Consider the following 23641-nt stretch of genomic DNA (forward strand, 5'->3'; position numbering starts at 1 on the left):
GCGCCGTAACGGCGAAGACCCTGATCCTGTCCAACATGCTGTAAAATCTGTTCGCGTGGCGCGAGTGACGGGGCTCGAACCCGCGACCTCCGGCGTGACAGGCCGGCGCTCTAACCAACTGAGCTACACCCGCCCGCGAACAGGAGGCCGGAATACGGGCGCGGTCGGCCGCTGTCAACCGCCCCGCAGCATTATCACCAGACGCCCACCACGTAGGTCACTGGCGGCGGCATCAGGAACGCCGCCAGGGCGACGGAGGCCCAGAGCGCCTGCGTCTCCGCCGCCTGAATCTGCAATTGCCGCTGGAACGCCAAATCCTCGCGCTCCTCCCGTTCGATCTGTCGCAGCCAGCCCTGCGCCTCCCGGTCACCGCGGTAGGCCGCGAGACTCAGCCAGCTCCGTGCCTCCGTCAGGTCCTGCCCCATGGTGTCGAGGCCGGTCATGTACAGCCGCCCCACTGCTTTCTGCGCCGGCGCATAACCGCCCTGGGCAGCCTGCCGCATCCAGCTCAGCGCGTCATGCAACTGGCGCGGCACGCCATCGCCGCGGAAATACATCAGGCCGAGATTGTACTGCGCCTCCGGAATGCCATTCTCCGCGGCCACGGTCAGCCAGCGCGCCGCCTCCCCGACGTCCCGGGCCACGCCATTGCCGGACCGGTGCATCATCCCGAGGTTGTGCGCTGCCGGCGCCACCCCGCCCTCGGCCGCCGCGAGGGTGAGCCGGACGGCGGCGGCGCGATCCCGCCGCCCGGCGGCACCCGATTCCAGCATCTGTGCCAGGCGGAACTGCGCCCAGGAATGTCCCTGGTCTGCCGCCTGGCCGTACCACCGCGCCGCCTCCGCGCCCCGCCGCGCCCGGCCACCCAGGCCGAATTCGTGCACCTGGCCCAGCAGGTAGGCGGCACGGGCATCCCCGGACGCAGCGGCGGCCTGCAGCGCGCCGAGGTCCTCGCCCCGGTACAAGTCGGGATCGGTTTGGCGGGTGCCGCGCCGATCCTCCTGCGGCGTCGCATTGCGAAGCTGCGCCGTCGGCACCACACGGCACGCCTCGCCGGCCCTACAGACCTGCACCTCCGGCCCGAATGCGCCGCCGGTCTGCGGGGCCTGCTGCACGCAGCCGGCCAGAAGCAGCGCCAGGGCGAATTGGGGCGCGCGCTTCATCGCACCCGCAGCCGGCCACCCGTTCCAGAGCCGCCGCGGACCTCCTGCGCCTGGTAGTTGCGCACGGCGATCACCAGCTTGTTGTAGGAATCGACGAAGGCCGCGAGCGTCGCCTGGCCCTGCGGTGTGCGCTGATAGGCAGCGAGCGTACCGCCCATGCCGCCGCCCGACCCGAGCCCAAGCCCGGCCAGCCCGCCCGACAGGTCATTGCTGGTGGAACTGCCTTCCGAGGCTGCAATCTGCACGCCGCTGCGGATATCGAACAGGGACATGGTGACGCTGGTCGAGCTGGTCCGCATCGCGGCGCCGGCCACGCCGGCCGCAAGCTGGCCCCAGCCGCCGCCGAAGCCGCCCAGGCTGCCGGCAAGGCCGCCGGTATTGGCGCCAGCGAACAGGATGGCCGGTTCCAGATAGTAGTCGGCTGCCACCCGTTGGCCGCGCTGCTGGTTGGAGCCGGCGCGGAATTCGCCGGAACGCTGCCGCGCGGTGATGTTCGACATCCGCGAATCAAGTCGCTCGTTGCCGATCGAGGTAATGATGAAGCAGTTGGACTGCTGCGCGACGATGCGGACCATCGGCTCGATCGTGGTGATCTGCGTCGCCTGCGTGAAGGGACCCCACCACGCCTGCTGGCGACCGTCATCGACCGCCAGGGTGCCCAGGGTCTCCGGGCAGCGCTCCAGCCCGGAATTCGCGCCGACGCTGGTCGAACCGCCGACGGAGCCGGACACCGGGCCGCCTCCCGTTCCCTGCGTGACGCCCTGCACGCAGCCCCCCAGGGCGAACATCGACAGAAGAAGCATGGCGCTGCTGGCGCGCGATCCAAGTCGGGTCACTGCACACTCCACTTGCTGTTTAAAGCCTGGTCGGGCGAAGTCCCTGCGCTGGGCGCGGGCGGCGGCCGAGGCTAACAGAAGCGGCTTCGTTCTGAAAAGCGCTCTGAAACAATACGGAACAGGGCGCGGGAATGGGCGCTGACGGGATCGAACCGCCGACCACCTGTGTGTAAGACAGGCGCTCTACCGCTGAGCTAAGCGCCCCTCGCCAAGCGACCTACGCCGGACGACCTGCACCTGCCAAGCCCCGGCCAATGAAAAAGGCCGGCCCCCCTGAGGAGAGCCGACCTTCAGGAACCGCGCAGTGTGAGCGACGAGTCAGGTCACCGCGTCCTTCAGCCCCTTGCCGGCCTTAAACCGCACGGTCGTGGAGGCTGGAATCTCGATCTCCTCCCCGGTGCGCGGGTTGCGGCCCTTGCCAGCCTTGCGCTTGGACGTGCTGAAGGTTCCAAACCCGACAAGCCGGACTTCCGCCTGCTTCTTCAGCGCCCCCTGGATCGCATCGAAGACCGCGTCGAGCACATCGCCCGCCTTGGCCTTCGGAATGTCGGCGGCCTCAGCAACGACGGCAACCAAATCCTGCTTGTTCATGTCGGACCCCCCTTCAGGTTCCTGGTCAACTGGCATCATGGAACGGGTCCGAATCTCGCCCCGCATGGCGGCACACTAGGAGGCGCGTTTCAGGCCAGTCAACGCCGCCTGCCCGTATTCGCCGCGGCGGACCGCCGTTTCAGCGACCGTTGGCTGCACATCGGGCGCAGTGTGGCCGAAAAGCTCGTCCTCACGATGAGAAAGGGCGCCGGCCTGTTCGGCCGACGCCCCCATCTCACGCAATAGTCAAGCTTCTCAATGAGGACGCACGGCGGCACCATCTCCGGTGCCACCTCCGGCCGGTGCCGCAGGCTCCGCCGGCTCCTCCCAGGTGATGGCCTCCGGCTTCCGCGCCAACGCCTGGGAAATCACCTCATCCGCATGGCTGACCGCCAGGATGGTGAGGTTCTTCTTCACGTTGTCGGGGATTTCCGCGAGGTCCTTCTCGTTTTCCTTCGGGATGAACACCGTGGTGACGCCGGCCCGCAGTGCTGCCAGCAGCTTCTCCTTCAGGCCGCCGATCGGCAGGATGCGCCCGCGCAGCGTGATTTCACCCGTCATCGCGATATCCCGCCGCACCGGAATGCCGGTGAGAACGGACACGATGCTGGTCGCCATCGCGACGCCCGCGGATGGACCGTCCTTCGGCGTCGCGCCCTCCGGCACGTGCACATGGATGTCCCGCTTCTCGAACACAGTCGGCTTGATTCCGAAGTTGATCGAGCGGCTGCGAACATAGGACAGCGCCGCGCTGACGCTCTCCTGCATCACGTCGCCGAGCTTGCCGGTGGTCTTCACCGCACCCTTGCCCGGCAGCACCACGGATTCGATGGTCAGGATCTCGCCGCCCACCTCGGTCCAGGCCAGGCCGGTGACCACGCCCACCATGTCCTCGGCCTCGGCTTCGCCGTAGCGGAACTTCCGGACGCCCGCGAATTTGTCGAGGTTCTTGACGTTGACCGCCACCTTCTTGGACTTCTTCGAGACGATCTCCTTCACCGCCTTGCGGGCGATGCCGGCCAGCTCGCGCTCCAGGTTGCGGACGCCCGCTTCCCGCGTGTGGTAGCGCACCAGGTCGCGCAGCGCCTCGTCCGAGATGCTCCACTCGCCGGTCTTCAGCCCATTAGCCTCGCTGACCTTCGGGATCAGGTGGCGCTTGGCGATCTCGACCTTCTCATCCTCGGTGTAGCCGGGGATGCGGATGATCTCCATGCGGTCGAGCAGCGGCTGCGGCATGCGCAGGCTGTTGGCCGTGGTCACGAACATCACGTCCGACAGGTCGTAGTCGACCTCCAGGTAATGGTCGTTGAAGGTCGAGTTCTGCTCCGGGTCCAGCACCTCCAGCAGCGCCGAGGACGGATCGCCGCGCCAGTCGGCGCCCAGCTTGTCGATCTCGTCCAGCAGGAACAGCGGGTTGGAAGACTTCGCCTTCTTCATCCCCTGCAGCACCTTGCCGGGCATGGAGCCGATATAGGTCCGCCGGTGACCACGCACCTCCGCCTCGTCCCGCACGCCGCCGAGCGACATGCGCACGAAGTTGCGCCCTGTCGACTTGGCAATGGACTTGCCGAGCGAGGTCTTGCCGACGCCGGGCGGGCCGACCAGGCACAGGATCGGGCCACGGATCTTCGGGCTGCGGGTTTGCACCGCCAGGTATTCGATGATTCGTTCCTTGATCTTCTCAAGGCCGTAGTGGTCGGCGTCCAGCACCTTCTCCGCCGCGACGATGTCGTTACGGATCTTGGTCTTCTTCTTCCACGGAATGCTCAGCATCCAGTCGAGGTAGTTGCGGACGACGGTCGCCTCGGCGCTCATCGGCGACATGGTCTTGAGCTTCTTCAGCTCCGCCATCGCCTTCTCGCGAGCTTCCTTGGTCAGCTTGGTGGCCTTGATCTTGGCCTCCAGCTCCGCAGACTCGTCCTTGCCTTCCTCGCCTTCGCCGAGCTCCTTCTGGATCGCCTTGAGCTGCTCGTTCAGGTAGTACTCGCGCTGCGTCTTCTCCATCTGCCGCTTGACGCGGCTGCGGATGCGCTTTTCCACCTGCAGGACGCCGATTTCCGACTCCATATGGGCGAAGACACGTTCCAAGCGCGGGCCGACACCTTCGATTTCCAGAAGCTCCTGCTTCTCGGCAATCTTCAGGTTCAGGTGGCTGGCGACGGTATCGGCGAGCTTCGCCGGCTCCTCGATCTGGTTGATCGAGACCAGGACCTCCGGAGCGATCTTCTTGTTCAGCTTGATGTACTGCTCAAACTGCGCGACGACGGTGCGCGCCAGCGCCTCGAGCTCACGCCCCTCGACCTTCGGCTCCTCCGCCGTCTCGGCAAAGGCTTCGAAGAAGGGCTCGGTGCCCTTGTAGGCGACGACCTTTGCACGGCGGCCGCCCTCGACCAGCACCTTCACGGTACCGTCCGGCAGCTTCAGCAGTTGCAGCACCGTGGACACGGTGCCGACCTGGTACAGGTCGTCGGAGCCCGGATCATCCTGAGCCGCGTTCTTCTGCGCGACGAGCAGGATCTGCTTGTCGTCGCGCATCACGGCTTCCAGCGCGCGGACGGATTTCTCACGCCCGACGAACAGCGGCACGATCATGTGGGGGAAGACAACGATATCGCGCAGGGGCAGAACGGGAAGAAGCTCGCCGCGCACGGGTTCAGTGGGATTGGCCGCCATATCGGACCTCGCTTTGGACGATCGGCGCGGAAGCCGCCCCCAGGATGATCCCACCAAGGGAGGCCTGGTTATCGGCACGGCCCCCGACGCCACGGGATTGTCAGATCAGATGCGTCCCCCTCCCCACCGCCGCAAGACACGGTGGGAAGGACGCGGGAGCCTCAGCCGGCGGACTGCTCCGCCGGCCGCTCACCATAGATATAGAGTGGGCTGGCGCGCCCTTCCGCCACTTCGCGGTTCACCACCACCTCCTCGATATCCTCGAGGCCCGGCAGGTCGAACATGGTGGTCAGCAGGATCGCCTCCATGATGGACCGGAGCCCGCGGGCTCCTGTCCGCCGCTGGATGGCCCGCGTCGCCACGGACTTCATGGCGTCCTCGGTGAAGGTGAGCTTTGCCCCCTCCATCTCGAACAAGCGCTGGTACTGTTTGACCAGCGCATTCTTCGGCTTGGTCAGGATCTCGATGAGCGCCTTCTCATCCAGGTCCTCCAGCGTCGCCACCACCGGCAGGCGGCCGATGAATTCCGGGATCAGCCCGAACTTCAGCAGATCCTCCGGCTCGACCTCCTTGAGGATAGCACCCGTCCGCCGCTCATCCGGGGCCCGCACCTCGGACCCGAACCCCATCCCCGAGCCCTTGCCGCGGGCGCCGATGATCTTCTCGAGGCCGGCGAAGGCGCCGCCGCAGATGAAGAGGATATTGGTCGTGTCCACCTGCAGGAATTCCTGCTGCGGATGCTTGCGCCCGCCCTGCGGCGGCACGGAGGCCACGGTGCCCTCCATGATCTTGAGCAGGGCCTGCTGCACGCCTTCGCCGGACACGTCCCGGGTGATGCTGGGGTTGTCTGACTTCCGGGAAATCTTGTCGACCTCGTCGATGTAGACGATGCCGCGCTGGGCGCGTTCCACGTTGTAGTCGGCCGCCTGCAGCAGCTTGAGGATGATGTTTTCGACATCCTCGCCGACATAGCCGGCCTCGGTCAGCGTGGTCGCATCGGCCATGGTGAAGGGCACATCGAGGATGCGGGCCAGGGTCTGGGCCAGCAGCGTCTTGCCCGACCCGGTTGGGCCGACCAGCATGATGTTGGACTTGGCGATCTCGACCTCGCCGGTCTTCCCGCCATGCGCCAGGCGCTTGTAATGGTTGTGGACCGCGACGCTCAGGACCTTCTTGGCGTGGTCCTGCCCGATCACGTAGTCATCCAGCACCTTGCAGATCTCGCGCGGCGTCGGGACGCCATCGCGGGACTTGACGAGGTGCGTCTTGTGCTCCTCGCGGATGATGTCCATGCAAAGCTCGACGCATTCGTCGCAGATGAACACGGTCGGCCCGGCGATGAGCTTCCGGACCTCGTGCTGCGATTTGCCGCAGAACGAGCAGTACAGGGTATTCTTCGAGTCGCCGGACTTGCTCATGCGCGCTCCGAAAACCTCAGGCCACGGCCGCCATGCAGGCTGGCGGCTCGGGACGCCGGCCCCCCCACTGGGGGGCGGGAAACATGTGAATGTAGCCGCACAAGCGGGTGGGGGGAAGGGCCACCCAACCCCGTCAGCCCGCTCAGATCTTCACCGGGTCGGCCGGCGGCAGCGGGCGCTGTTCCACCACCTGGTCGATCAACCCGAAATCGCGGGCTTCCTCGGCCGAGAGGTAGGTATCCCGTTCCATCTTCCGCTCGATCTCCTCGAGCGCCTGGCCGGTGTGGTGGACGTAGATCTGGTTCAGCCGGGCTCGGGTCTTGATGATCTCCCGCGCCTGGATCTCGATATCCGTCGCCTGGCCTTGGGCGCCACCGGAAGGTTGGTGGATCATCACCATGCTGTTTGGCAGGGCGAAGCGCTTGCCCTTGGCACCCGCCGTCAGCAGCAGCGAGCCGGCCGAGGCCGCCATGCCGACGCACACGGTGGAAACCGGGCTGCGGATGTACTGCATGGTGTCGTACATCGCGAGGCCGGCCGTCACCACGCCCCCGGGGCTGTTGATGTAAAAGGCGATCTCCTTGTTCGGGTTCTCGCTTTCCAGGAACAGCAGCTGGGCGCAGATCAGCGAGGCCACCTGGTCGAAGATTGGCCCGGTCAGGAAGATGATCCGCTCCTTCAGCAGGCGCGAATAGATGTCGTAGGCCCGCTCGCCACGTGCCGTCTGTTCGACGACCATCGGGACGAGAGAGTTGTTGTAGAACTCGACCGGATCGCGGTCACGCATGGTCGTCCCTTTCATGCCCTGCCGTTGCCGGCGCGGGCGCAATCCCTCGGCGGGGCGCACCCCACCTTGGCAGCGAATCTCTGCCATTCCGTTTAAGATGGGCAAACCGGGGCGGCCCGCAAAGCCCCCCTTCTTCAACCACCCATGCCCGTCATCGGGCCCATCCCGCAAATCGGGCGCCTGTCACGGAAAAGCAAGCGGGGCGGGCCTTCCGGCGCCGCCCCGTGCAACGCAGCCCGGCCGGGATCTTCAGGCCGGCTCGGCCGACAGGTCCGCCGGCGCCGTCGGAATCTCGGTCACCTTGGCCAGTTCCAGCACGAAATCGACGACCTTCTCCTCGAAGATCGGCGCGCGCAGGTTGTCGACCGCCTGCGGGTTCTTGCGGAAATACTCCAGGACCTGCTTTTCCTGGCCCTGGTAACGCGCGGCCTCTTGCCGCATCGCGGCGCCGAGTTCGTCGTTCGTCACCTGGATGTTGTTGGTCCGCCCGATCTCGGACAGCAGCAGGCCGAGCCGGATCCGGCGTTCCGCGATTGCGCGGTATTCCGTCTTCAGCGTGTCCTCGTCCTTGCCCTGGTCGTCGGCGTCGAGCTTGCCTTCCTTCAGGTCAGCCTCGACCCGCTGCCAGATCTGGGCGAACTCGCCCTCGACCATGCCGGCCGGGACCTCAAAGGTCGCGCGCTCGGCCAGCGCGTCCAGCAGGGCGCGCTTCACCTTCATCCGCGCCATGGCGTCGTATTCGGCCTGCAGGTTCTCGGCGACCTTGGCGCGCAGTGTAGCGATGTCGTCCAGGCCAAGGCGCTTGGCGAATTCGTCGTCCATCGCCGGCAGCACCTTGGTCTTCAATGCCTTGGCGTTGATGGCGAAGACCGCATCCTTGCCCGCGAGCGCGGCGGAGCCGTATTCGGCCGGGAAGCTGACATTGATGTCCTTCTTCTCGCCCGGGGTCATGCCTTCCAGCTGCTCGGTGAAGCCGGGGATGAAGCCGTCGCCGGCCACCTCGATCGGAGTATCCGTCGCCGTGCCACCCGGGAAGGGCTCGCCGAGGCTGCCGTCTTCCTGCTTCAGCCGCCCCTCGAAGTCGCAGACCAGCATGTCGCCCTTAACCGCCGGGCGCGGCTCGGCCACGTCCTCCAGCGTCGCCAGGCGGGTCGCCATGGTCGCCAGGAAGGCATCAATCTCGGCGTCGCCGGGCGTCGCCTTCTGCCGGTCCAGCGCGATGCCCGCGAAATCCGGCATCGGGATCTCGGGCAGCAGCTCCAGGTCGATCTTGTATTCGAGGTCGGCGCCCTCGCTGTAGTTCACCAGCTCGATCTTCGGCTGCATGGCCGGCCGCAGACCCCGGTCCGCGATCACCTGGCGCGTCGCGTCATCGACGGACTGCTCCAGCACCTCGCCGGCGACGGCGGTGCCGTAGCGCTGCTTGACCACGGCCACCGGCACCTTGCCGGGGCGGAAGCCGGGCAGCCGCATGTCGGCGCCGAGTTCCTTCAGTCGCTTCTCGCGCTTCTCGGCCAGGCTCGCGGCCGGAACCACGACCGTGAACGCCCTTTTCAGCCCCTCTGCGGGAAGCTCGGTGACCTGCATGGTGAACCTTCTTTATCGACAGGGGCGCGCGCGGGAACACCCCGGCGGGCGCGATACGCTCTGAGGCCCGCCCCGTTACCGCCCAACCGGGCCGGGGGCAATGCCTGACGGCCCGAAAGGCGTCCAAACCACACACGCTGGCGCTTGGCCACGCCGGGCGAGCGGCCGAATGGCCGCCGCGCCCAGACCACCAGCTTCACCTGGCGCAGCAGTGCACCGGCGCGCCAGGCACGGCGGCGGGGCCGCCGCCCGCCGCCTGAGGGCCGGCAAAATTCTGCGGGCGGAGGGACTCGAACCCCCATGGCTTGCGCCACTGGTACCTAAAACCAGCGTGTCTACCGTTCCACCACGCCCGCGCGCTGCCCCTCTATCGCGTCCGCCCCCCCAAGGCCAAGCCCCGGGCGGCTACTGGCCCAGCACCGCCGCGGCGCAGGCATCAACGATGGCCGCCGCATCGAGCCCGTATTCGGCATACAGGTCCGGCAGGTCGCCCGCCTGTCCGAAGCGATCCACACCCAGCGGCACCACCCGCTGCCCACGCACCGCGCCGAGCCAGGCATGCGCCGCCGGATGCCCGTCCAGGATCGTCACCAGCGCGGCGTCGCGGTCCAGCGGCGCCAGCAGCGCCTCGATGGCCGAGGGTGCCGCGGCGGTGCCGTTGCGGGCGCCGCGCCGCGCCTCCAGCCAGCCGGCCTGCAGCCGGTCCGGGCTGGTCACGGCCAGCAGGCCGGCATCCGGCACGTCCTCTCGCACCGCGTCGAACGCCTCCAGCACTTCGGGCGCCACCGGGCCCTGATAGGCGATGGCGAGGCTGGCCCCCGGTCCCGGCGGCACCACCCAGTAGCCGCCGGCGATCACGCCCGCCGGGTCCAGCCGGCGGTCGGGCTGCGCCAGCGCACGGGTTGAAAGCCGCAGCCAGACGGCGCTGCCATCGGGCTTCTGCATGTGCTCGAAGGCGAAGCGCATCAGGATTGCGAGTTCGTCGGCATAGGCCGGCTCGTAGGCCACCAGCCGGTCCTGGGCGATGCCGATCAGCGGCGTGTTCACCGACTGGTGCTGGCCGCCTTCCGGGGCGAGGGTCAGCCCGGACGGCGTTGAAACCAGTAGGAACCGTGCGTCCTGGTAGCAGCCATAGATCATCGCATCGAGGCCGCGGTTCACGAAGGGATCATACACCGTCCCCACCGGCAGCAGCCGCGCCCCATACAGCGAATGCGAAAGCCCCAGCGCCCCCAGCAGCAGGAACAGGTTCTGCTCGGCGATGCCGAGTTCGATGTGCTGGCCCTCCGGCCCCATCCCCCAGCGCTGCGCGCTCGCCAGCTTGGCGTCCCTGAACACGTCGTTCTTCAGGTGCCGGTCGAAGATGCCGCGCCGGTTGACCCAGGGCCCAAGGTTCGTCGAGACCGTCACGTCCGGGCTGGTGGTGACGATGCGCTCGGCAAGCGCCGCATTCTCCCCCTGCCCTCGCCCGATCTCGGCGAGGATTTCGCCGAAGGCCGCTTGGGTCGACATCATCCGCCCCGGCGGAACCCGCGGCGCGGGCAATAGCGCTGGCACCGGCACGGTGGGTGCCGAGAGTCGGCGTCCCTCCGGCGCCAACACCTGCGCGAAGGGGATGCCGGCGAGGAACGCCTCCAGTTCGCCGGGGCTGACCTCCAGCCCCTCGAACCGGTCCCATTCATGGCCGTCACGGATGCCCATGGCGTCCCGGAAGGTCGCCATCTGCTCCTTCGTCATCAGCCCGGCGTGGTTGTCCTTGTGGCCGGCGAAAGGCAGGCCCATGCCCTTGATGGTGTAGGCGATGAAGCAGGTCGGCTGGTCGCCCTCCGCCGCCGCCACCCGGAAGGCCTCGGTCAGCGTCTCGATGTCGTGGCCGCCGAGGTTGGTCATCAGCGCCGCGAGTTCATCGTCGGTCAGCGGGTCGATGATCGCCCGCACGCCCTCCACCCGGCCCAACTCCGCCAGCAGGGCCTGGCGGAAGGCGGCGCCGCCCTGGAAGGTCAGCGCGGCATACAGGCTGTTCGGGCAGTCATCGATCCAGCGCCGCAGCGCCTCGCCATCCGTCCGCGCGAAGGCGGCTTCCAGCCGGCGGCCGTATTTCAGGGTGACGACGTTCCAGCCCATGTCGCGGAACAGGCCTTCGATCCGGCCGAACAGCCGGTCCGGCACCACGCTGTCGAGCGACTGGCGGTTGTAGTCGACCACCCACCAGACATTGCGGACGTCGTGCTTCCAGCCCTCCAGCAGCGCCTCGTAGATGTTGCCCTCATCGAGTTCGGCATCGCCGACGATGGCCACATGCCGCCCGGCCGGAATTTCCGGCCGTCCCATCCCGTGCAGCTTCACGTAGTCCTGCACCAGGCTGCCGAAGGTGGTCAGCGCCACGCCGAGGCCGACGGAGCCGGTGGAAAAATCCACCTCCGCCCCGTCCTTGACCCGCGAGGGATACGGCTGGATCCCGCCGAACTGCCGCAGCGTCGCAAGCTTGTCGCGGTCCTGCCGCCCCAGCAGGTAGTTGATGGCATGGAACACCGGCCCGGCATGCGGCTTCACCGCCACCCGGTCCTGCGGCCGCAGGATCTCGAAATACAGGGCCGCCAGGATCGAGACGGAGGAGGCGCAGGAGGCCTGGTGGCCACCGACCTTCAGCCCATCCCGGTTTGGACGGATGTGGTTGGCGTGATGGATCATCCAGGCAGAGAGCCACAGCAGCTTGCGCTCCAGCGCATGCAGCAGGCGCAGGCGCTGCGCTTCCTCGCGCGCCTCCTCCCGGTCCGCCCCTGGCGATGGCTTGCCGATCGGCCGTTCCGCGGTCATCTGCGCCTTCTCCTCTGGTCCTTCGCAGCAGGATAGGACGCCCGGGCCGTGACGCGAAGGCGGCGCGCCAAGTCATGCCACCTGGCTCGTCACCGGTAATTGAGCAGGCTGCACATATCGTCAACAAACGCGCGCCTGTGCTAGAGACAAGCGCCGGGCAGGACGATCCAGGCCCGGGATTCCCGTCGTATTCGAAATGGTTGCATGACCTGGTCCCAGGCCGCGTTCGGCCGCATCACCCTTGGCCTGACCGCCTTCGGCCTGCTTGTGCTGTTCGCCCTCGGCGTCGGCATCGTCTGGATGGTGCAGCAGCAGCGCCTCTACACGGATGGCGTTGTCGCCACCCAGCAGTTGCGGGTGACCACCGCTGGCGTACTGGGCTCGCTGCAGGATGCCGAGACGGGCCAGCGCGGCTACCTTCTGACCGGCAACCCCGACTACCTTGAGCCGTACCACCGGGCGCAGGCGGACCTGCCGCAGGAACTGCGCGAACTCGCGGCGCGCGCCGTGGCCGATGGAGGGCGGGCCGACAGGCTCGAGGAGCTGCGCCTGCACATAGACGCGAAGCTGGCGGAACTGCGGGAGACGGTGGCGCTGGCCGAGGCCGGCAATGTCGGCGCAGCCATTGCCCGGGTGCGGGATGGCGAGGGCAAGGTGCTGATGGACGAGATCCGCCGGCAGATCGCGGGCGTCGAGGCGCGCAGCATGCAGCGGCAGGCAACGCGCAGCGCGCAGCTGGACCGCGCCGGCCGCCTGATCCTGTTCGCCGCCCTAGGCGGCCTGGCGCTGATCGCGCTGCTGAGCTTCGGAATCAGCCGCCTGGCGGTGAAATACACCCGGGACCTGGAACAGGCGCGCGCCGAATTGCAGCGTGCCAACGCCGGACTGGAACAGCGCGTCACAGCCCGCACCGGATCGCTCATGGCGGCGAACGAGGAGATCCAGCGCTTCGCCTACATTGTCTCGCATGACCTGCGCGCCCCGCTGGTGAACGTCATGGGCTTCACGCAGGAGCTGGAGACCGCGATCGGCACGGTGCGTGAGATGATGACCCGCGCCGAGGCCGGAGCGCCCGCCCTGGTCACACAGGATCTGCGCAATGCGGTGGAGGAGGACATTCCCGAGGCGATCGGCTTCATCCGGTCCTCGACCAACCGCATGGACCGCCTGATCGGCGCCATCCTCGCCCTGTCGCGCGAAGGCCGCCGGCGACTGACGGCGGAACAGCTGCAGGTGGGCACGCTGATGGAGGGGCTGTCCTCCAGCCTGCAGCATCAGTTCGATGCCGCGGGGGCGGAACTGCGCCTGGCCCCGCCCTTCCCCACGCTGCGGACGGACCGGCTGGCGCTGGAACAGATCCTCGGCAACCTGCTCGACAACGCCGTGAAGTACCTGGACCCGGCCCGCCCCGGCCGCGTGCTGGTCCGCGCGCGACGCGAAGGCGGGATGCACGCGATCGACGTGATCGACAATGGCCGCGGCATCGCGGCGCGCGACCATGAACGGGTGTTCGAGCTGTTCCGCCGCTCCGGCCCGCAGGACCAGAAGGGCGAAGGAATCGGGCTTGCCCACACCCGGGCGCTGGCCCGACGCATGGGCGGCGATATCCGGCTGACGTCCAAGCTCGGCGAAGGCTCCGTCTTCACCCTGCTGCTGCCCGAGGCGCTGCCCGCGTACGACCCTGCACTTGAGACCGAGGACCAGCCGGCATGAACGTCTCCGCCCAGGCCGTCACCATCGTCATGATCGAGGACGATGACGGCCACGCCCGCCTGATCGAGAAGAACCTCAAGCGCGCCGGCGTCTATAACGAGGTGCTGCACCTGGCCTCCGGCACCGCCGCGGTGAACCACCTGTTTGGCCCGCAACGCCAGGCCGGCGCGCCGGTGCTGGTGCTGCTCGACCTGAACCTGCCGGACATGAGCGGCATCGACATCCTGGCCCGGCTGAAATCGGACCCCGAACTGCGCCTTGCCCCCGTCATCGTGCTGACCACGACGGATGACGACCGCGAGATCCGCCGGTGCTATGAACTGGGCTGTTCCGTCTACATCACGAAGCCGGTAAACTACGAGACCTTTGCTTCCGCGGTTCGCCAACTCGGCCTTTTCCTCGCCGTCATCCAGGTGCCGCCAACAGCCCAATGACCGACCCGGCGTCCCGCATCCTCTACATCGACGACGACCAGGCGCTGTGCCGCCTGGTGCAGCGGGCGCTCGGCCGTCTTGGCCACCAGGTCGTCACGGCGCATGACGGCGATGCCGGCGTCACGCTGGCGCGCCACGGCGGCTTCGGCGCCATCTGCCTCGACCACTACATGCCCGGCGCGGATGGGCTGGAGACGCTCGCCGCACTCAGCGCACTGCCGGACCCCACCCCCGTCATCTTCGTCACCGGCGCCGACGAGACCCGCGTTGCGGTCGCGGCGCTCCGGGCCGGGGCCGAGGATTTCGTGGTGAAGACGCCGGGTGAGTCCTTCCTGCTGCTGCTGCACCGCGCGATCGAGGGGGCCGTCCATCGCGCCGCCATGCGCCGCCGCCACGCCGAGGCAGAGGCCGAGGTGCGCGAGGCGCGCGACCGGGCGGAGGAACTCGCCGCCAGCCGCGCCCTGCTGCTGCAGGAGGTGAACCACCGCGTCGCCAACAGCCTGCAGATCATCGCCTCCCTGACCCGCCTGCAGGAGAATGCGCTGGCCGACCCTGGGGCGCGCGCGGCACTGGCCTCCGTCCGCAACCGCATCGCGGCGGTCGCCCAGGTGCATCGCCGGCTCTACACCTCCGCCGATGTGCGCAGCGTGGCCCTGCCGGATTACCTCGGTGGCCTGCTGGCCGAGATCGGCCGCAGCGTCGAGACCGCGCGGATCGATTTTCGCGCAGCGCCTTTGACCGTGCCACCCGATCGCGCGGTCTCGCTGGGCGTCATCCTGTCCGAACTGGTGACCAATGCGCTGAAATACGCCTACCCCGAGCTGCCGGAAGGCGGCCCGATCCGGGTGATCCTGGAACAGCATGGCGAGGCGGGCGTGCTGCGGGTTGAGGATGACGGCGTGGGCGGCGCCGGGGCGGAAAGCGCGGCGGGGTCCGGCCTGGGCGGGCGCATCATCCATGCCATGGCCTCGACCATCGGGGGGCTGGTGGAATTCGCCGAGGGGCCGGGGTCGCGGGTCACGGTTCGCTTCGCCCTGGCCTGAACAAGAAACTTTGTAACAGACGAAGCGAAGTCACGGCGCAATATGGCCGTGGCAGGGTCCGGTCCCGTCAAGCCACCTGCCACAGGACCTGCCGAAGATGCGCCTCGCCCTGCTTCCGTTTCTCGCCCTGCTGACCGCCGGACCCGCCGCGGCGCAGCAATACTGGCTGCCAAACGGCCCCGGCGGCACCACCTGGAACAACCCGCAAGGCTCGCTCCAGGGCACCATCAACGAGCACATGCTCCAGCGCCACATGCAGCAGCGCCAGTGGGAAAGACAGCGCCAGTCGGGCGTGGCGCCCGCCGCCACGCGAGCGCCCGACCCGTCGTTTCGGCTGGTGAATGGCGGCAACCGGACGATCAGGGAAGTCTATGTCTCCCCAAGCACCGACCGGAACTGGGGCCCGGATCGCCTCGGCACCGCTGTCGTGCCGCCCGGCCAGCGCTTTGTCATCGGCCTGCCACGGGGCGCCTGCGTCAACGACCTGCGCATCGTCTTCGCCGATGGCCGCGCCGAGGAGCATCGGCAGCTGGATACCTGCCGCCTGACCGACGTGACGGTGAACGAGCGGGGTAAAGCCGCGAACTGAAACAGGCGGCAGGCTGCGGCGGATCAACTACGCGCGAGACCCGTCCATGACCGCAGGATCGCTGCATAGTAGCTTCGAAGACGACGATGTGCACGTACTGGAAATGAGGTCCCAGCCATGCTGCATCAACAATCTCCACAAAGTAATCAAGCTCGCCGCATGAGACCGCTGCGATGGCTGATACTAGCCGTCGGGGGAGCCGCTCTCGCAGGCCCGGCGACAGCCGCGCCCATCGCCTGGAACTACTCCGGCTATGTCGATTTTGGTGGCGTCGCGGGATACGCGTCTATCGGCGACCCGGTCACGGGCTCCATTATATTCGACCCCGCCACCGCGCCCGCCTCACCCGGCCGGTTCGACCTGCCAAGTGGGCTCATCAACCTGACTGCCGGCAACCTGGCGATCCAGGCGGAGGATCTCACGGCGACCATCGGCGCGACAGGCATCGTGCTGACCTTCTCGGCACTGGTGCCGCCAATGTCGCTGCCATCGCTGTACAACGGTCGCCTGACCATCAGCTTCCACTACAACCTGCTGCTTGATCCTTCGGTCCTGCCGTCAACGCCACCGTTCGGCGCGGAGAAGCTTCTGTTCCTCAGCTACGAGACCGCGCCATCGGGTGGCGAGTCCAGGATCCTTTCCGCCACGCTGACAGGCCTTTCCGGGCCAACGCCCGTGCCGGAACCAGCGTCGGCACTCCTTCTCGGCTCGGGGCTGCTCGGTCTGATCGGCTTGCGGAGGCTCGCCTCCGCGCCACGATAGCGAAGCGTCCCGAGCAAAGTGCGTCGGTGGCGATCACGCTCTAGCGCCACCACCGCCGCGTCAGCGCCAAGGCCAGCACGCCCTCCGCGCCGATCAGCGCCGTGGCGGTGGAGGCGCCGAGCCAGTTCGCCATCAGGCCGAGATGCAGGAAGCCCAGCAGGCCTAGCCCAATGCAGGCGGAGAGCACGCCGAGTGCGCGGCTGCGCAGTTCGGGCGGCGCCGTGGTGTAGACCAGGGTCGCCTGCATCGAGGCAAATCCGGCGCTGCCCACGCCGACCAGCAGCAGCGCAACGGCCGCGGGCACCGGCTGCCCGACGAGGGCGAAGACCACGTACATGCCGCAGAACATCGCCGCACCCCCGGCATAGATCGCGCGGTACCAGCGCGGCCGCACCAGCGGCACCAGCAGCGCGGCGCCGATCAGCGCGCCGAGGCCATCCATCCCCGCCAGCAGCCCGACCCCATCGGCGCCGAGCCGCAGGTCCTCCTGCCCGATCACCGGCACCATGCTGCCGGCCGGCCAGCCGAAAAGGTTGAAGATCAGCGTCACCACCATCACGCCGGCCATGCCCGGCGTGCGCAGCACCAGGCCGAAGCTGTCCCGCATCTCCCGCAGCACGGACCCGCGCGGCGGCAGCACGGTGCTGCGATGCGCCAGCCGCAGCGCCGCCACCGCCGCCGCCGCATACAGCACCAGCGACAGCATGAAGGGCGCACCCACGCCCGCCGCCGCCAGGATGGTGCCGCCGAGCGCCGGGCCGGCGATGCGGCTGGCATTGTTCGCCACCACATCCATGGAAACCGCGGTGGCCATGCGGTGCGCACCGACAACTTCGCCCAGCATCATCCGCCGCACCGGATTGTCGGCGCCCCAGACGATACCGGCGACGAAGCTCGCCACCGCCAGGTGCCACACTGCCAGCATGTCCGCCTGCGCCAGCAGCGCCAGCACCGCCGCGGAGGCCGCCTGCACCACCAGCATCAGGATCAACGCGGAGCGGCGTTGCACCCGGTCCGCCGCGACGCCGAGGAAGGCGCCGAACAGCCCCATCGGCAGCAGCCGCAGCAGCGTCATCAGGGCGACCAGAAAGGCGGAGTGCGTCTGCTGCCAGACCACCACGCCGATCACCAGCATCTCCAGCCAGCGGGCGACGGACACCAGCAGCCCCACCAGCAGGATGCGCCGGAAATCCGGCACCCCCAGCACCCCCGCCCGCACTTGCAAGTTACTGTCCCGACGTTTCCGCCGACGATCCTTGCAGCCGCGCGCGGCGCGCTCAACCCGTCAGACGAAACCCTTGGCCAGCTTGCGCACGGCGGGGGATGCCGCACGCTTGCCCTCGCCGGCGTAGCTCTCGTGGTAGTCCTCGATCTTCTCCGGGTCGTAGCGGTAGTTCACCATCAGCCCGCAGGACTCCCGGAAACCCTTCTCCGAGGTATCGCCGCGCCAGTTCAGCCGCTCCACCCGGGCGCCGTTGGAAAGGTGGAAATGCGCCACCGGGTCGCGCGCCCGCTTGGGGTTGCGTCCCGATTCCGCCAGCAGGTAGCGCGCGCAGGCGCGCAGCAGGATCGGCTCCAGCCCCTTCGAGGTCGCCTCCACCCGCGCCCAGCCGCGCCGCGCGATCAGCCGCCGCAGGGTTTGCGTGGCGCTCTCGCCATCGCCCTTGCCAGCCTCCACGCCCGGCGCCACCAGCGCCAGGTCGGGCGGTGCGGCGGCGCGCAGCGCATTCGCCTCATCCTCCGTCAGCAGCGTCGTATCGCCGGCCTCCAGCCGTTCCTCCAGCCAGGTGCGGAAGCCGGGGATGGGGGACAGGGTGGCGAAGCAGTCCAGGTTGCGGAACTCGACGGACAGCAGCTCCACCACCCGCTTGATCAGGAAGTTGCCGAAGGAGATGCCATCCAGCCCGCGCTGGCAGTTGTTGATCGAGTAGAACACGGCAGTGTCGGCGACGCGCGCATCCAGCAGCGGCGCCTTCTCGTCCAGCAACGCCTGCACGTTGGCGGCCATGCCCTCCACCAGCGCGACCTCGACGAAGATCAGCGGCTCGTTCGGCATGCGTGGATGGAAGAAGGCGTAGCAGCGGCGATCCGAATCCAACCGGTTCTTCAGGTCGCGCCAGCTGCGGATGCGGTGCACCGCCTCGTACTGCACCAGCTTCTCCAGCAGCTCCGCCGGCGAGGACCAGTCGACGCGGCGCAGCTCCAGGAAGCCGACATCGAACCAGCTCGCCAGCAGCCCGCGCAGATCGGCCTCCAGCGCCTCCAGCATCGCATCGCCGCGCATCCGCGCCATCAAATCCGCGCGCAGCTCCACCAGGAACTTCACGCCGTCGGGGATGGTGGTGAACTGCGTCAGCAGCCGCAGGCGCGGCGGCTCCAGAACCCGGCGCAGCTTGGCCTTGGCGGTGGCCCGGGCCTCCGCATCCTGCGCCGCCGCCACGGCTTCCCAGGCCTTCGCCACCGCCGCCGAATCCGAATCGAAGCCGGCCAGCGCGCGCAGGAACTCGCCGCGCTGCGCGTGGTCGCCGGCCAGGTAGCTCTGCGCCAGCCGCGCGGCGCGAGACCGTGCCGAAACCTCGCCGCCACGCGCATCCAGACAGGCGCGCATCTGGGTCGCGATGCCCTCGCCCTCGCCCGGCGCCGAGGACGCGATGTCCCGCCAGAGCGATGTCACGCGCCGCAGCGCGCGGTCGATGAATCCGGGCGGGGCGGCGACGTCGGACATCACGCAACCTTTCAGCGTATTTCAGGAACCATGCCCGACTCCTTTGGGAAGGTCGAGCAACATTGCCGCCAGCACGGCCGGCATCGCATCCGGCAGATCCTCCGCCAGCAGCCCGGGCCCAAGGCGTTGCGCCGCAGCCCCGTGCAGGTGGCAGGCGCAGCACGCGGCCTCGAAGGCGGGCATCCCCTGCGCCAGCAATCCGGCGACGAGGCCCGCCAGCACATCGCCGGTGCCGCCCGTCGCCAGCCAGGGCGGCGCGTTGGCATTGATCGCCGCGCGGCCATCCGGCGCCGCCACGATACTGTCCGCACCTTTCAGGATGATGACCGCGCCGGTGGCCCGCGCCGCGGAACGCACCGCCGCCAGCCGATCCTCCCCAGGCGGGCCGAACACGGCGGCAAATTCGCCGGCGTGGGGCGTCAGCACGGTGCATCCCGCCAGCGCCGAGGGCTCGCCCGCAGCCGCCCGCAACGCACCTGCATCCGCCACCACCCGCCGGCCTGCCGTCACCGCCCCGCGCAGGGCCTGGAGCGTTCCCGCATCCGGCGGCAGGCCAGGGCCGAGGACCCAGGTGCCGATCCGCGCATCCGCCAGCAGCGGCGCGGCATCACCCTCGGCAACCATCACCCCCGGATCGCCGGCCCGCAACACCGCGGCCGTCGCAGCGTCGGCCGCCAGGATGGTCAGCAGCCCCGCCCCCGCCCGCCGTGCCGCGGTCGCGACCAGTCGCGCGGCCCCCGTCATCGCCGGACCGGCCCGCACCGCGGCATGCCCGCGCGCATATTTGTGGTCCGAGGCCCCCGGCACCGGCAGCCGCCACAGCGCCGGCCCGTTGCGGAAGGTCCGCAAGCCCAGGCCCGGCAGCACGGAGGCAGGCAGGCCGATATCAGCCAGCACCACCTCGCCGCACAGCGCCCGGCCGGGCAGCAGCAGGTGTCCCGGCTTCAGCCGGAAGAAGGTCACCGTGAGCATCGCACGAGGTGCGAAGCCGCGCACCGCGCCGGTTGCGCCATCGAGCCCGGAGGGCACGTCCACCGCCACCACCTCGCGCGCCGCCGCCAGAACCTCCGCCACCTTCCCTGTCACCGGGCGTGCCAGCCCGGCGCCGAACACCGCATCCACCACAAGCGCGGCGCGCGCTGCCTCCACCGTGGTGAACGGCACGACCGGACCGCGCCAGCGCGCCGCCATGGCCGCCGCATCGCCTCCGGAAGGCGGCGCCAGCACCGCCAGCCGCACGCCCCAGCCTGCATGGTCCAGCAGGCGCGCGACCACATAGCCGTCGCCGCCATTGTTGCCCGGCCCGGCCAGAACCAGCACGGAGCGCGGCGGGTAACGGCGCAGGATCGCGCGCGCCACCGCCCGCCCCGCTGCCTCCATCAGCCGGAGTCCCGGCACCCCGGCCGCGTTTGCCGCCGCATCGGCGCGCGCCATTTCCTGCGGTGTCAGCAATTCGTGCATCACCGCAGCCTATCGCAGCACCCGTCACGAACGAACCCGCGACCGGTGCCGGGCGTTGACAACGTCATGAAAGCCGCACTCCTCCTGCTTCCCGCCCTGGCGTTGCTGCCGCTGAGCCCCGCCACCGCCCAGCAGCTTGACCGCCAGCCCGCCGCCAGCTCGCAGCCGCCGCGCGTCGCGGTTCCGGGAGACCGCGCCGGGCCGCCCTCAGCCCCGGCACGTCCACCGGTCGGCGTCGGCACGCCGCGCACCCAGCCGCCGAGCACCCAGCCACCGCCCGGCCACCAAACCCTGCAGGCGCCGTCCGTTCCCGGCGCCGCGCGGCCCGACCGCAGCGAAGGCATTACGGATTTCGGCCGCAGCCCGGTCCCGGATCGCCCCGGCGCCAGGCCCGATGCCTCGACCACCACGCCGCCGGACCGGCGCTGAACGGGACCGCCGAGGTGCAACCTGTTAGGCTTCGCACTCACTCTTTCGCGGAGTCGCAGGCATGGCCTTCGTCGTGGCGGTGGCGCAGCGCAAGGGCGGCGCCGGCAAATCCACTCTCAGCGCCAACCTTGCGACGGCGCTGGCGGGCCAGGGCTTGCGCGTCGCATTGCTCGATACCGACCCGCAGCAGACCCTGACCCGCTGGGCCGATGAGCGCAGCCGGGCCGGCCCCCGCGCCCTGCCGCTGCACCTCGATGCACCGGCCGGCTGGCGCCTGCCCGCCGCGCTGGACAAGTTGCGGCGCGGCCAGGACGTGGTGCTGCTGGACACGCCACCGCATGCCGACACCGACGCGCGCATCGCCATCCGCAACGCCGACCTGGTGCTGGTCCCGTTGCAGCCCTCCTCCGCCGATCTCTGGGCCATGGATGCGACGCTCGACCTCGCGCGCGGAGAAAAACGCCGGACGGCCATCGCGCTGAACCGCGCGCCGGCCAGCGGCCGCCTGCTGGCGCAGATCCTTGCCGAGCTCGGGCGCCGCGACCTGACCCTGCTGAGTCCGGCCATCGGCAACCGCACCGGCATCGCCCAGGCCTTCGCCGCCGGGCTTGGGGTCACCGAATCCGCGCCGAAATCCGTCGCCGCGGCCGAGATGCGGGCCCTCGCCGAGGCCTTGATGGCATCGCGGCAGGGTTAGCGCGCACCGCCCCTTTCCAGCCGCCGCGCAGTATGGCCACTTCCCGCCCCGGCACAGGAGGCGCGGCGGTATGGCGAAGGCGGCGAAGGGCAGGACGACACGGCCGAAAAGTCTTTCCGCGGCCGCGAGCCCGCCCGATTTGCCCCGCGATGCGCCACGGGGAATGGCCGAGGACACCGGCATCGAAATCTCGGAGGACACCTTCCCTGAACTCGACGCCGTCGCCGCCATCCAGCGCGGCCTGCACACCTTCAACCAGGAAATGGGCGGCCCCTACGACCGCGAACCTGTCACCCTGCTGGCCCGCGGGCCGGATGGCGGCACGCGCGGCGGCCTGCTCGGGATGACCTTCTGGGGCTGGCTGTTCGTCGACTGGCTCTGGCTCTCGCGCGAATCCCGCGGCAAGGGCGTCGGCACCGAACTGCTGCTGCGCGCCGAGGCCATTGCGCGGGAACGCGGCTGCGGGCAGGCCTATACCGACACCTTCAGCTTCCAGAACCCCGGCTTCTGGCAGCGCAACGGCTATGTCGAGTTCGGCCGGCTGGACGGCATGCCGGCCGGCCATTCCCGCGTCTGGTTCAGGAAGACCCTCTGACCGCAAGCGCCCAATGAAGCCCGACCTCCTCCTGCATATCGGCCAGTCGAAGACCGGTACCTCCTCGATCCAGCGGGTGCTCGGCGCGCGGCGGGCGGCGCTGGCCAGGCTCGGCGTCTGCTACCCGGCCTCCCCCGGCTGGGCCAACCATGGGATGCTGCCGGCTTCGCTGGTGCCGCTGTCGCGCCTCGGGCACTTCAACCCCGCGCTGTGGGACGGCATCGGCGCGGAAGCGCGGCTGTCCCGCTTCCGCCGCGAGTTCCAGGCCGAGATGTCGGGGCTGCCGGCGACGACACGCCTCGTCATCCTGTCGGCCGAGCAGTGCGGCGGGCTCCTCGACACGCGCGAACTCATCACCGCGCTGCGCGACCTGCTGGCCCCGCATGTCGGCCGCATGCGCGTGGTGATCTACCTGCGCCGCCAGGACCAGCACGCCGCCAGCGGCTACACTCAGGCGCTGCGCGTCGCCCATGTCGGCCCGCCGATGCTGCCGCGGCACGGACCGGAGGCGCTACCGCACTACGACTATGCCCGGCAGCTGGACGACTGGGCCGGCGTGTTCGGGGAGGATGCCATGCTGCCCCGCATCTTCGAGCGTCCGCGGCTGCTGAACGGCGACGCCGTCGACGACTTCCTGGCGCTGGCCGAAGTGCCGTTGCAGGTGCCGGCCGAGGATCCGGACCGGCAATCGAACCTATCCCTGACCCCGGGCGGCATCGACCTGGTGCGGGCCATGGGCCAGCATCTCAAGGCCTCCCCCGCCGGACTCACCGCCGCCTCGCCCCTTTGGCGCCGCTTCACCCAGGCGGCGTCGGAAGCACTGCCGGGCCGCGGCTGGCGCCCGCATCCCGCGGAGGCCGCGGCGTTCCTCGCGCGCTTTGAGCAGGTGAACGAGGCGGTGCGCCGCCGCTGGTTCCCGGACCAGCCGACCCTGTTCGAGCCGCTCGAGCCGTCTGCCACGCCGCCACCTGCGGGCCCGCCGCCCCTCGACCCGGAGGCGGCACTGGAGGCCGCTTGCATCCTGCTGGAGCAGGACCTGCGCGCCGCCGCGTTGCGCGAGGCGAACCAGCTGGCGCAGATCGGCGCGCTGCACGCCCGGCTTGGCGAGGCGCCACAGGCCATGGCGGCCCTGCGTGCGGCTATCCGGGCGGTGCCGGATCATCCGATGGCCCAGCAGCACCTGGCCGAAGCGGCGCTGCGGGCGGGTGATCGCGCCGGCGCGGAAGCGCATCTGGCCGTGCTGCGCCGCGCCCATCCCGACCACGCCGCGACGGCCCGCGTCGAACGGCTGCTGACACTCGCATAGCCCTGGAAGCACCCG

20 protein-coding genes and 3 tRNA genes are annotated in these 23641 nt (G+C 69.3%); 9 read left to right on the forward strand and 14 right to left on the reverse strand.

Annotated features, from left to right (window positions below; all coding sequences use genetic code 11):
• Window positions 1–56 precede the first annotated feature (56 nt).
• The 11 genes from ACLF3G_RS19060 to ACLF3G_RS19110 form a co-directional block, all read right to left on the reverse strand.
• Window positions 57–133: transfer RNA gene (locus tag ACLF3G_RS19060), tRNA-Asp, on the reverse strand.
• A gap of 61 nt (window positions 134–194) precedes the next feature.
• Window positions 195–1163 (reverse strand): tetratricopeptide repeat protein, encoded by a 969-nt coding sequence (locus tag ACLF3G_RS19065; protein ID WP_430670982.1) that lies wholly within the window; start codon window positions 1161–1163, stop codon window positions 195–197.
• Window positions 1160–1966 (reverse strand): hypothetical protein, encoded by an 807-nt coding sequence (locus ACLF3G_RS19070; protein WP_430670983.1) that lies wholly within the window; start codon window positions 1964–1966, stop codon window positions 1160–1162. The genes ACLF3G_RS19065 and ACLF3G_RS19070 overlap by 4 nt, the downstream gene beginning before the upstream one ends.
• 165 nt (window positions 1967–2131) lie before the next feature.
• Window positions 2132–2203: transfer RNA gene (locus ACLF3G_RS19075), tRNA-Val, on the reverse strand.
• Window positions 2204–2317: 114 nt separating this feature from the next.
• Window positions 2318–2590 carry an HU family DNA-binding protein gene (locus tag ACLF3G_RS19080; protein WP_430670984.1) on the reverse strand — a complete coding sequence of 91 codons (273 nt, stop codon included), beginning with the start codon at window positions 2588–2590 and terminating at the stop codon, window positions 2318–2320.
• Window positions 2591–2845: 255 nt separating this feature from the next.
• Window positions 2846–5263, reverse strand: coding sequence for an endopeptidase La (gene lon / locus ACLF3G_RS19085; protein ID WP_430670985.1), 2418 nt, complete (start codon window positions 5261–5263; stop codon window positions 2846–2848).
• 161 nt (window positions 5264–5424) lie between these two features.
• Window positions 5425–6681, reverse strand: a complete 1257-nt coding sequence (clpX, locus tag ACLF3G_RS19090) for an ATP-dependent Clp protease ATP-binding subunit ClpX (RefSeq protein ID WP_430670986.1) — start codon at window positions 6679–6681, stop codon at window positions 5425–5427.
• A 142-nt stretch (window positions 6682–6823) separates the two neighbouring features.
• Entirely contained in the window at window positions 6824–7468 is a 645-nt protein-coding gene (gene clpP / locus ACLF3G_RS19095; RefSeq protein ID WP_430670987.1) for an ATP-dependent Clp endopeptidase proteolytic subunit ClpP, read from the reverse strand.
• Between the two features lie 249 nt (window positions 7469–7717).
• Window positions 7718–9055 (reverse strand): trigger factor, encoded by a 1338-nt coding sequence (gene tig, locus ACLF3G_RS19100; protein ID WP_430670988.1) that lies wholly within the window; start codon window positions 9053–9055, stop codon window positions 7718–7720.
• A gap of 275 nt (window positions 9056–9330) precedes the next feature.
• Window positions 9331–9411: transfer RNA gene (locus ACLF3G_RS19105), tRNA-Leu, on the reverse strand.
• A gap of 49 nt (window positions 9412–9460) precedes the next feature.
• Window positions 9461–11872 carry a 1-deoxy-D-xylulose-5-phosphate synthase N-terminal domain-containing protein gene (locus ACLF3G_RS19110; RefSeq protein WP_430670989.1) on the reverse strand — a complete coding sequence of 804 codons (2412 nt, stop codon included), beginning with the start codon at window positions 11870–11872 and terminating at the stop codon, window positions 9461–9463.
• 204 nt (window positions 11873–12076) lie between these two features.
• Between ACLF3G_RS19110 and ACLF3G_RS19115 the strand changes: the two genes are divergently transcribed.
• From ACLF3G_RS19115 to ACLF3G_RS19135, 5 genes are all read left to right on the forward strand, one after another.
• Window positions 12077–13585 (forward strand): sensor histidine kinase, encoded by a 1509-nt coding sequence (locus tag ACLF3G_RS19115; RefSeq protein WP_430670990.1) that lies wholly within the window; start codon window positions 12077–12079, stop codon window positions 13583–13585.
• Entirely contained in the window at window positions 13582–14019 is a 438-nt protein-coding gene (locus tag ACLF3G_RS19120) for a response regulator (RefSeq protein WP_430670991.1), read from the forward strand. The genes ACLF3G_RS19115 and ACLF3G_RS19120 overlap by 4 nt, the downstream gene beginning before the upstream one ends.
• The gene (locus ACLF3G_RS19125; RefSeq protein ID WP_430670992.1) at window positions 14016–15062 is read left to right on the forward strand and encodes a sensor histidine kinase; all 1047 of its coding nucleotides are present in this window, start codon (window positions 14016–14018) and stop codon (window positions 15060–15062) included. Before ACLF3G_RS19120 ends, ACLF3G_RS19125 begins: the two co-directional genes overlap by 4 nt.
• Window positions 15063–15159: 97 nt before the next feature.
• The gene (locus tag ACLF3G_RS19130; RefSeq protein WP_430670993.1) at window positions 15160–15651 is read left to right on the forward strand and encodes a hypothetical protein; all 492 of its coding nucleotides are present in this window, start codon (window positions 15160–15162) and stop codon (window positions 15649–15651) included.
• Between the two features lie 117 nt (window positions 15652–15768).
• On the forward strand, window positions 15769–16413 hold the full coding sequence (locus ACLF3G_RS19135) for a PEP-CTERM sorting domain-containing protein (RefSeq protein ID WP_430670994.1): 645 nt from the start codon (window positions 15769–15771) through the stop codon (window positions 16411–16413).
• Between the two features lie 40 nt (window positions 16414–16453).
• Here ACLF3G_RS19135 and ACLF3G_RS19140 read toward each other — a convergent pair whose 3' ends face one another.
• The 3 genes from ACLF3G_RS19140 to ACLF3G_RS19150 all read right to left on the reverse strand — a co-directional run bounded on the left by ACLF3G_RS19140 (window position 16454) and on the right by ACLF3G_RS19150 (window position 20599).
• A complete protein-coding gene (locus tag ACLF3G_RS19140; protein ID WP_430671093.1) occupies window positions 16454–17632 on the reverse strand; it encodes an MFS transporter in 1179 nt (392 codons plus the stop codon).
• Between the two features lie 66 nt (window positions 17633–17698).
• Window positions 17699–19138 (reverse strand): malonyl-CoA decarboxylase, encoded by a 1440-nt coding sequence (locus ACLF3G_RS19145; protein WP_430670995.1) that lies wholly within the window; start codon window positions 19136–19138, stop codon window positions 17699–17701.
• A gap of 21 nt (window positions 19139–19159) precedes the next feature.
• Window positions 19160–20599 (reverse strand): NAD(P)H-hydrate dehydratase, encoded by a 1440-nt coding sequence (locus ACLF3G_RS19150; protein ID WP_430670996.1) that lies wholly within the window; start codon window positions 20597–20599, stop codon window positions 19160–19162.
• 66 nt (window positions 20600–20665) lie between these two features.
• Here ACLF3G_RS19150 and ACLF3G_RS19155 point away from each other — a divergent pair, with 66 nt between their 5' ends.
• From ACLF3G_RS19155 to ACLF3G_RS19170, 4 genes are all read left to right on the forward strand, one after another.
• A complete protein-coding gene (locus ACLF3G_RS19155; RefSeq protein ID WP_430670997.1) occupies window positions 20666–21028 on the forward strand; it encodes a hypothetical protein in 363 nt (120 codons plus the stop codon).
• 61 nt (window positions 21029–21089) lie between these two features.
• Window positions 21090–21725, forward strand: a complete 636-nt coding sequence (gene parA / locus ACLF3G_RS19160; RefSeq protein ID WP_430670998.1) for a ParA family partition ATPase — start codon at window positions 21090–21092, stop codon at window positions 21723–21725.
• 163 nt (window positions 21726–21888) lie between these two features.
• A complete protein-coding gene (locus tag ACLF3G_RS19165; RefSeq protein WP_430670999.1) occupies window positions 21889–22320 on the forward strand; it encodes a GNAT family N-acetyltransferase in 432 nt (143 codons plus the stop codon).
• 13 nt (window positions 22321–22333) lie between these two features.
• Window positions 22334–23626, forward strand: a complete 1293-nt coding sequence (locus tag ACLF3G_RS19170; protein WP_430671000.1) for a hypothetical protein — start codon at window positions 22334–22336, stop codon at window positions 23624–23626.
• The last annotated feature ends 15 nt before the right edge of the window (window positions 23627–23641 follow it).

This window comes from Falsiroseomonas sp. HC035, from assembly GCF_050563525.1.
In the GTDB taxonomy this organism is placed as follows: Bacteria; Pseudomonadota; Alphaproteobacteria; order Acetobacterales; family Acetobacteraceae; genus Falsiroseomonas.

Bases quoted from the DNA above. Each gene is read 5' to 3' on its own strand.
- ACLF3G_RS19165 (WP_430670999.1), top strand. From the start codon at position 21,889: ATGGCCGAGGACACCGGCATCGAAATCTCGGAGGACACCTTCCCTGAA.
- ACLF3G_RS19070 (WP_430670983.1), bottom strand. From the start codon at position 1,966: ATGCTTCTTCTGTCGATGTTCGCCCTGGGGGGCTGCGTGCAGGGCGTC.
- ACLF3G_RS19150 (WP_430670996.1), bottom strand. From the start codon at position 20,599: ATGCACGAATTGCTGACACCGCAGGAAATGGCGCGCGCCGATGCGGCG.
- ACLF3G_RS19155 (WP_430670997.1), top strand. From the start codon at position 20,666: ATGAAAGCCGCACTCCTCCTGCTTCCCGCCCTGGCGTTGCTGCCGCTG.
- ACLF3G_RS19120 (WP_430670991.1), top strand. From the start codon at position 13,582: ATGAACGTCTCCGCCCAGGCCGTCACCATCGTCATGATCGAGGACGAT.
- ACLF3G_RS19170 (WP_430671000.1), top strand. From the start codon at position 22,334: ATGAAGCCCGACCTCCTCCTGCATATCGGCCAGTCGAAGACCGGTACC.
- clpP (WP_430670987.1), bottom strand. From the start codon at position 7,468: ATGCGTGACCGCGATCCGGTCGAGTTCTACAACAACTCTCTCGTCCCG.
- tig (WP_430670988.1), bottom strand. From the start codon at position 9,055: ATGCAGGTCACCGAGCTTCCCGCAGAGGGGCTGAAAAGGGCGTTCACG.
- ACLF3G_RS19080 (WP_430670984.1), bottom strand. From the start codon at position 2,590: ATGAACAAGCAGGATTTGGTTGCCGTCGTTGCTGAGGCCGCCGACATT.
- ACLF3G_RS19125 (WP_430670992.1), top strand. From the start codon at position 14,016: ATGACCGACCCGGCGTCCCGCATCCTCTACATCGACGACGACCAGGCG.
- ACLF3G_RS19135 (WP_430670994.1), top strand. From the start codon at position 15,769: ATGCTGCATCAACAATCTCCACAAAGTAATCAAGCTCGCCGCATGAGA.
- clpX (WP_430670986.1), bottom strand. From the start codon at position 6,681: ATGAGCAAGTCCGGCGACTCGAAGAATACCCTGTACTGCTCGTTCTGC.
- ACLF3G_RS19110 (WP_430670989.1), bottom strand. From the start codon at position 11,872: ATGACCGCGGAACGGCCGATCGGCAAGCCATCGCCAGGGGCGGACCGG.
- ACLF3G_RS19065 (WP_430670982.1), bottom strand. From the start codon at position 1,163: ATGAAGCGCGCGCCCCAATTCGCCCTGGCGCTGCTTCTGGCCGGCTGC.
- lon (WP_430670985.1), bottom strand. From the start codon at position 5,263: ATGGCGGCCAATCCCACTGAACCCGTGCGCGGCGAGCTTCTTCCCGTT.
- ACLF3G_RS19115 (WP_430670990.1), top strand. From the start codon at position 12,077: ATGACCTGGTCCCAGGCCGCGTTCGGCCGCATCACCCTTGGCCTGACC.
- ACLF3G_RS19145 (WP_430670995.1), bottom strand. From the start codon at position 19,138: ATGTCCGACGTCGCCGCCCCGCCCGGATTCATCGACCGCGCGCTGCGG.
- ACLF3G_RS19130 (WP_430670993.1), top strand. From the start codon at position 15,160: ATGCGCCTCGCCCTGCTTCCGTTTCTCGCCCTGCTGACCGCCGGACCC.
- parA (WP_430670998.1), top strand. From the start codon at position 21,090: ATGGCCTTCGTCGTGGCGGTGGCGCAGCGCAAGGGCGGCGCCGGCAAA.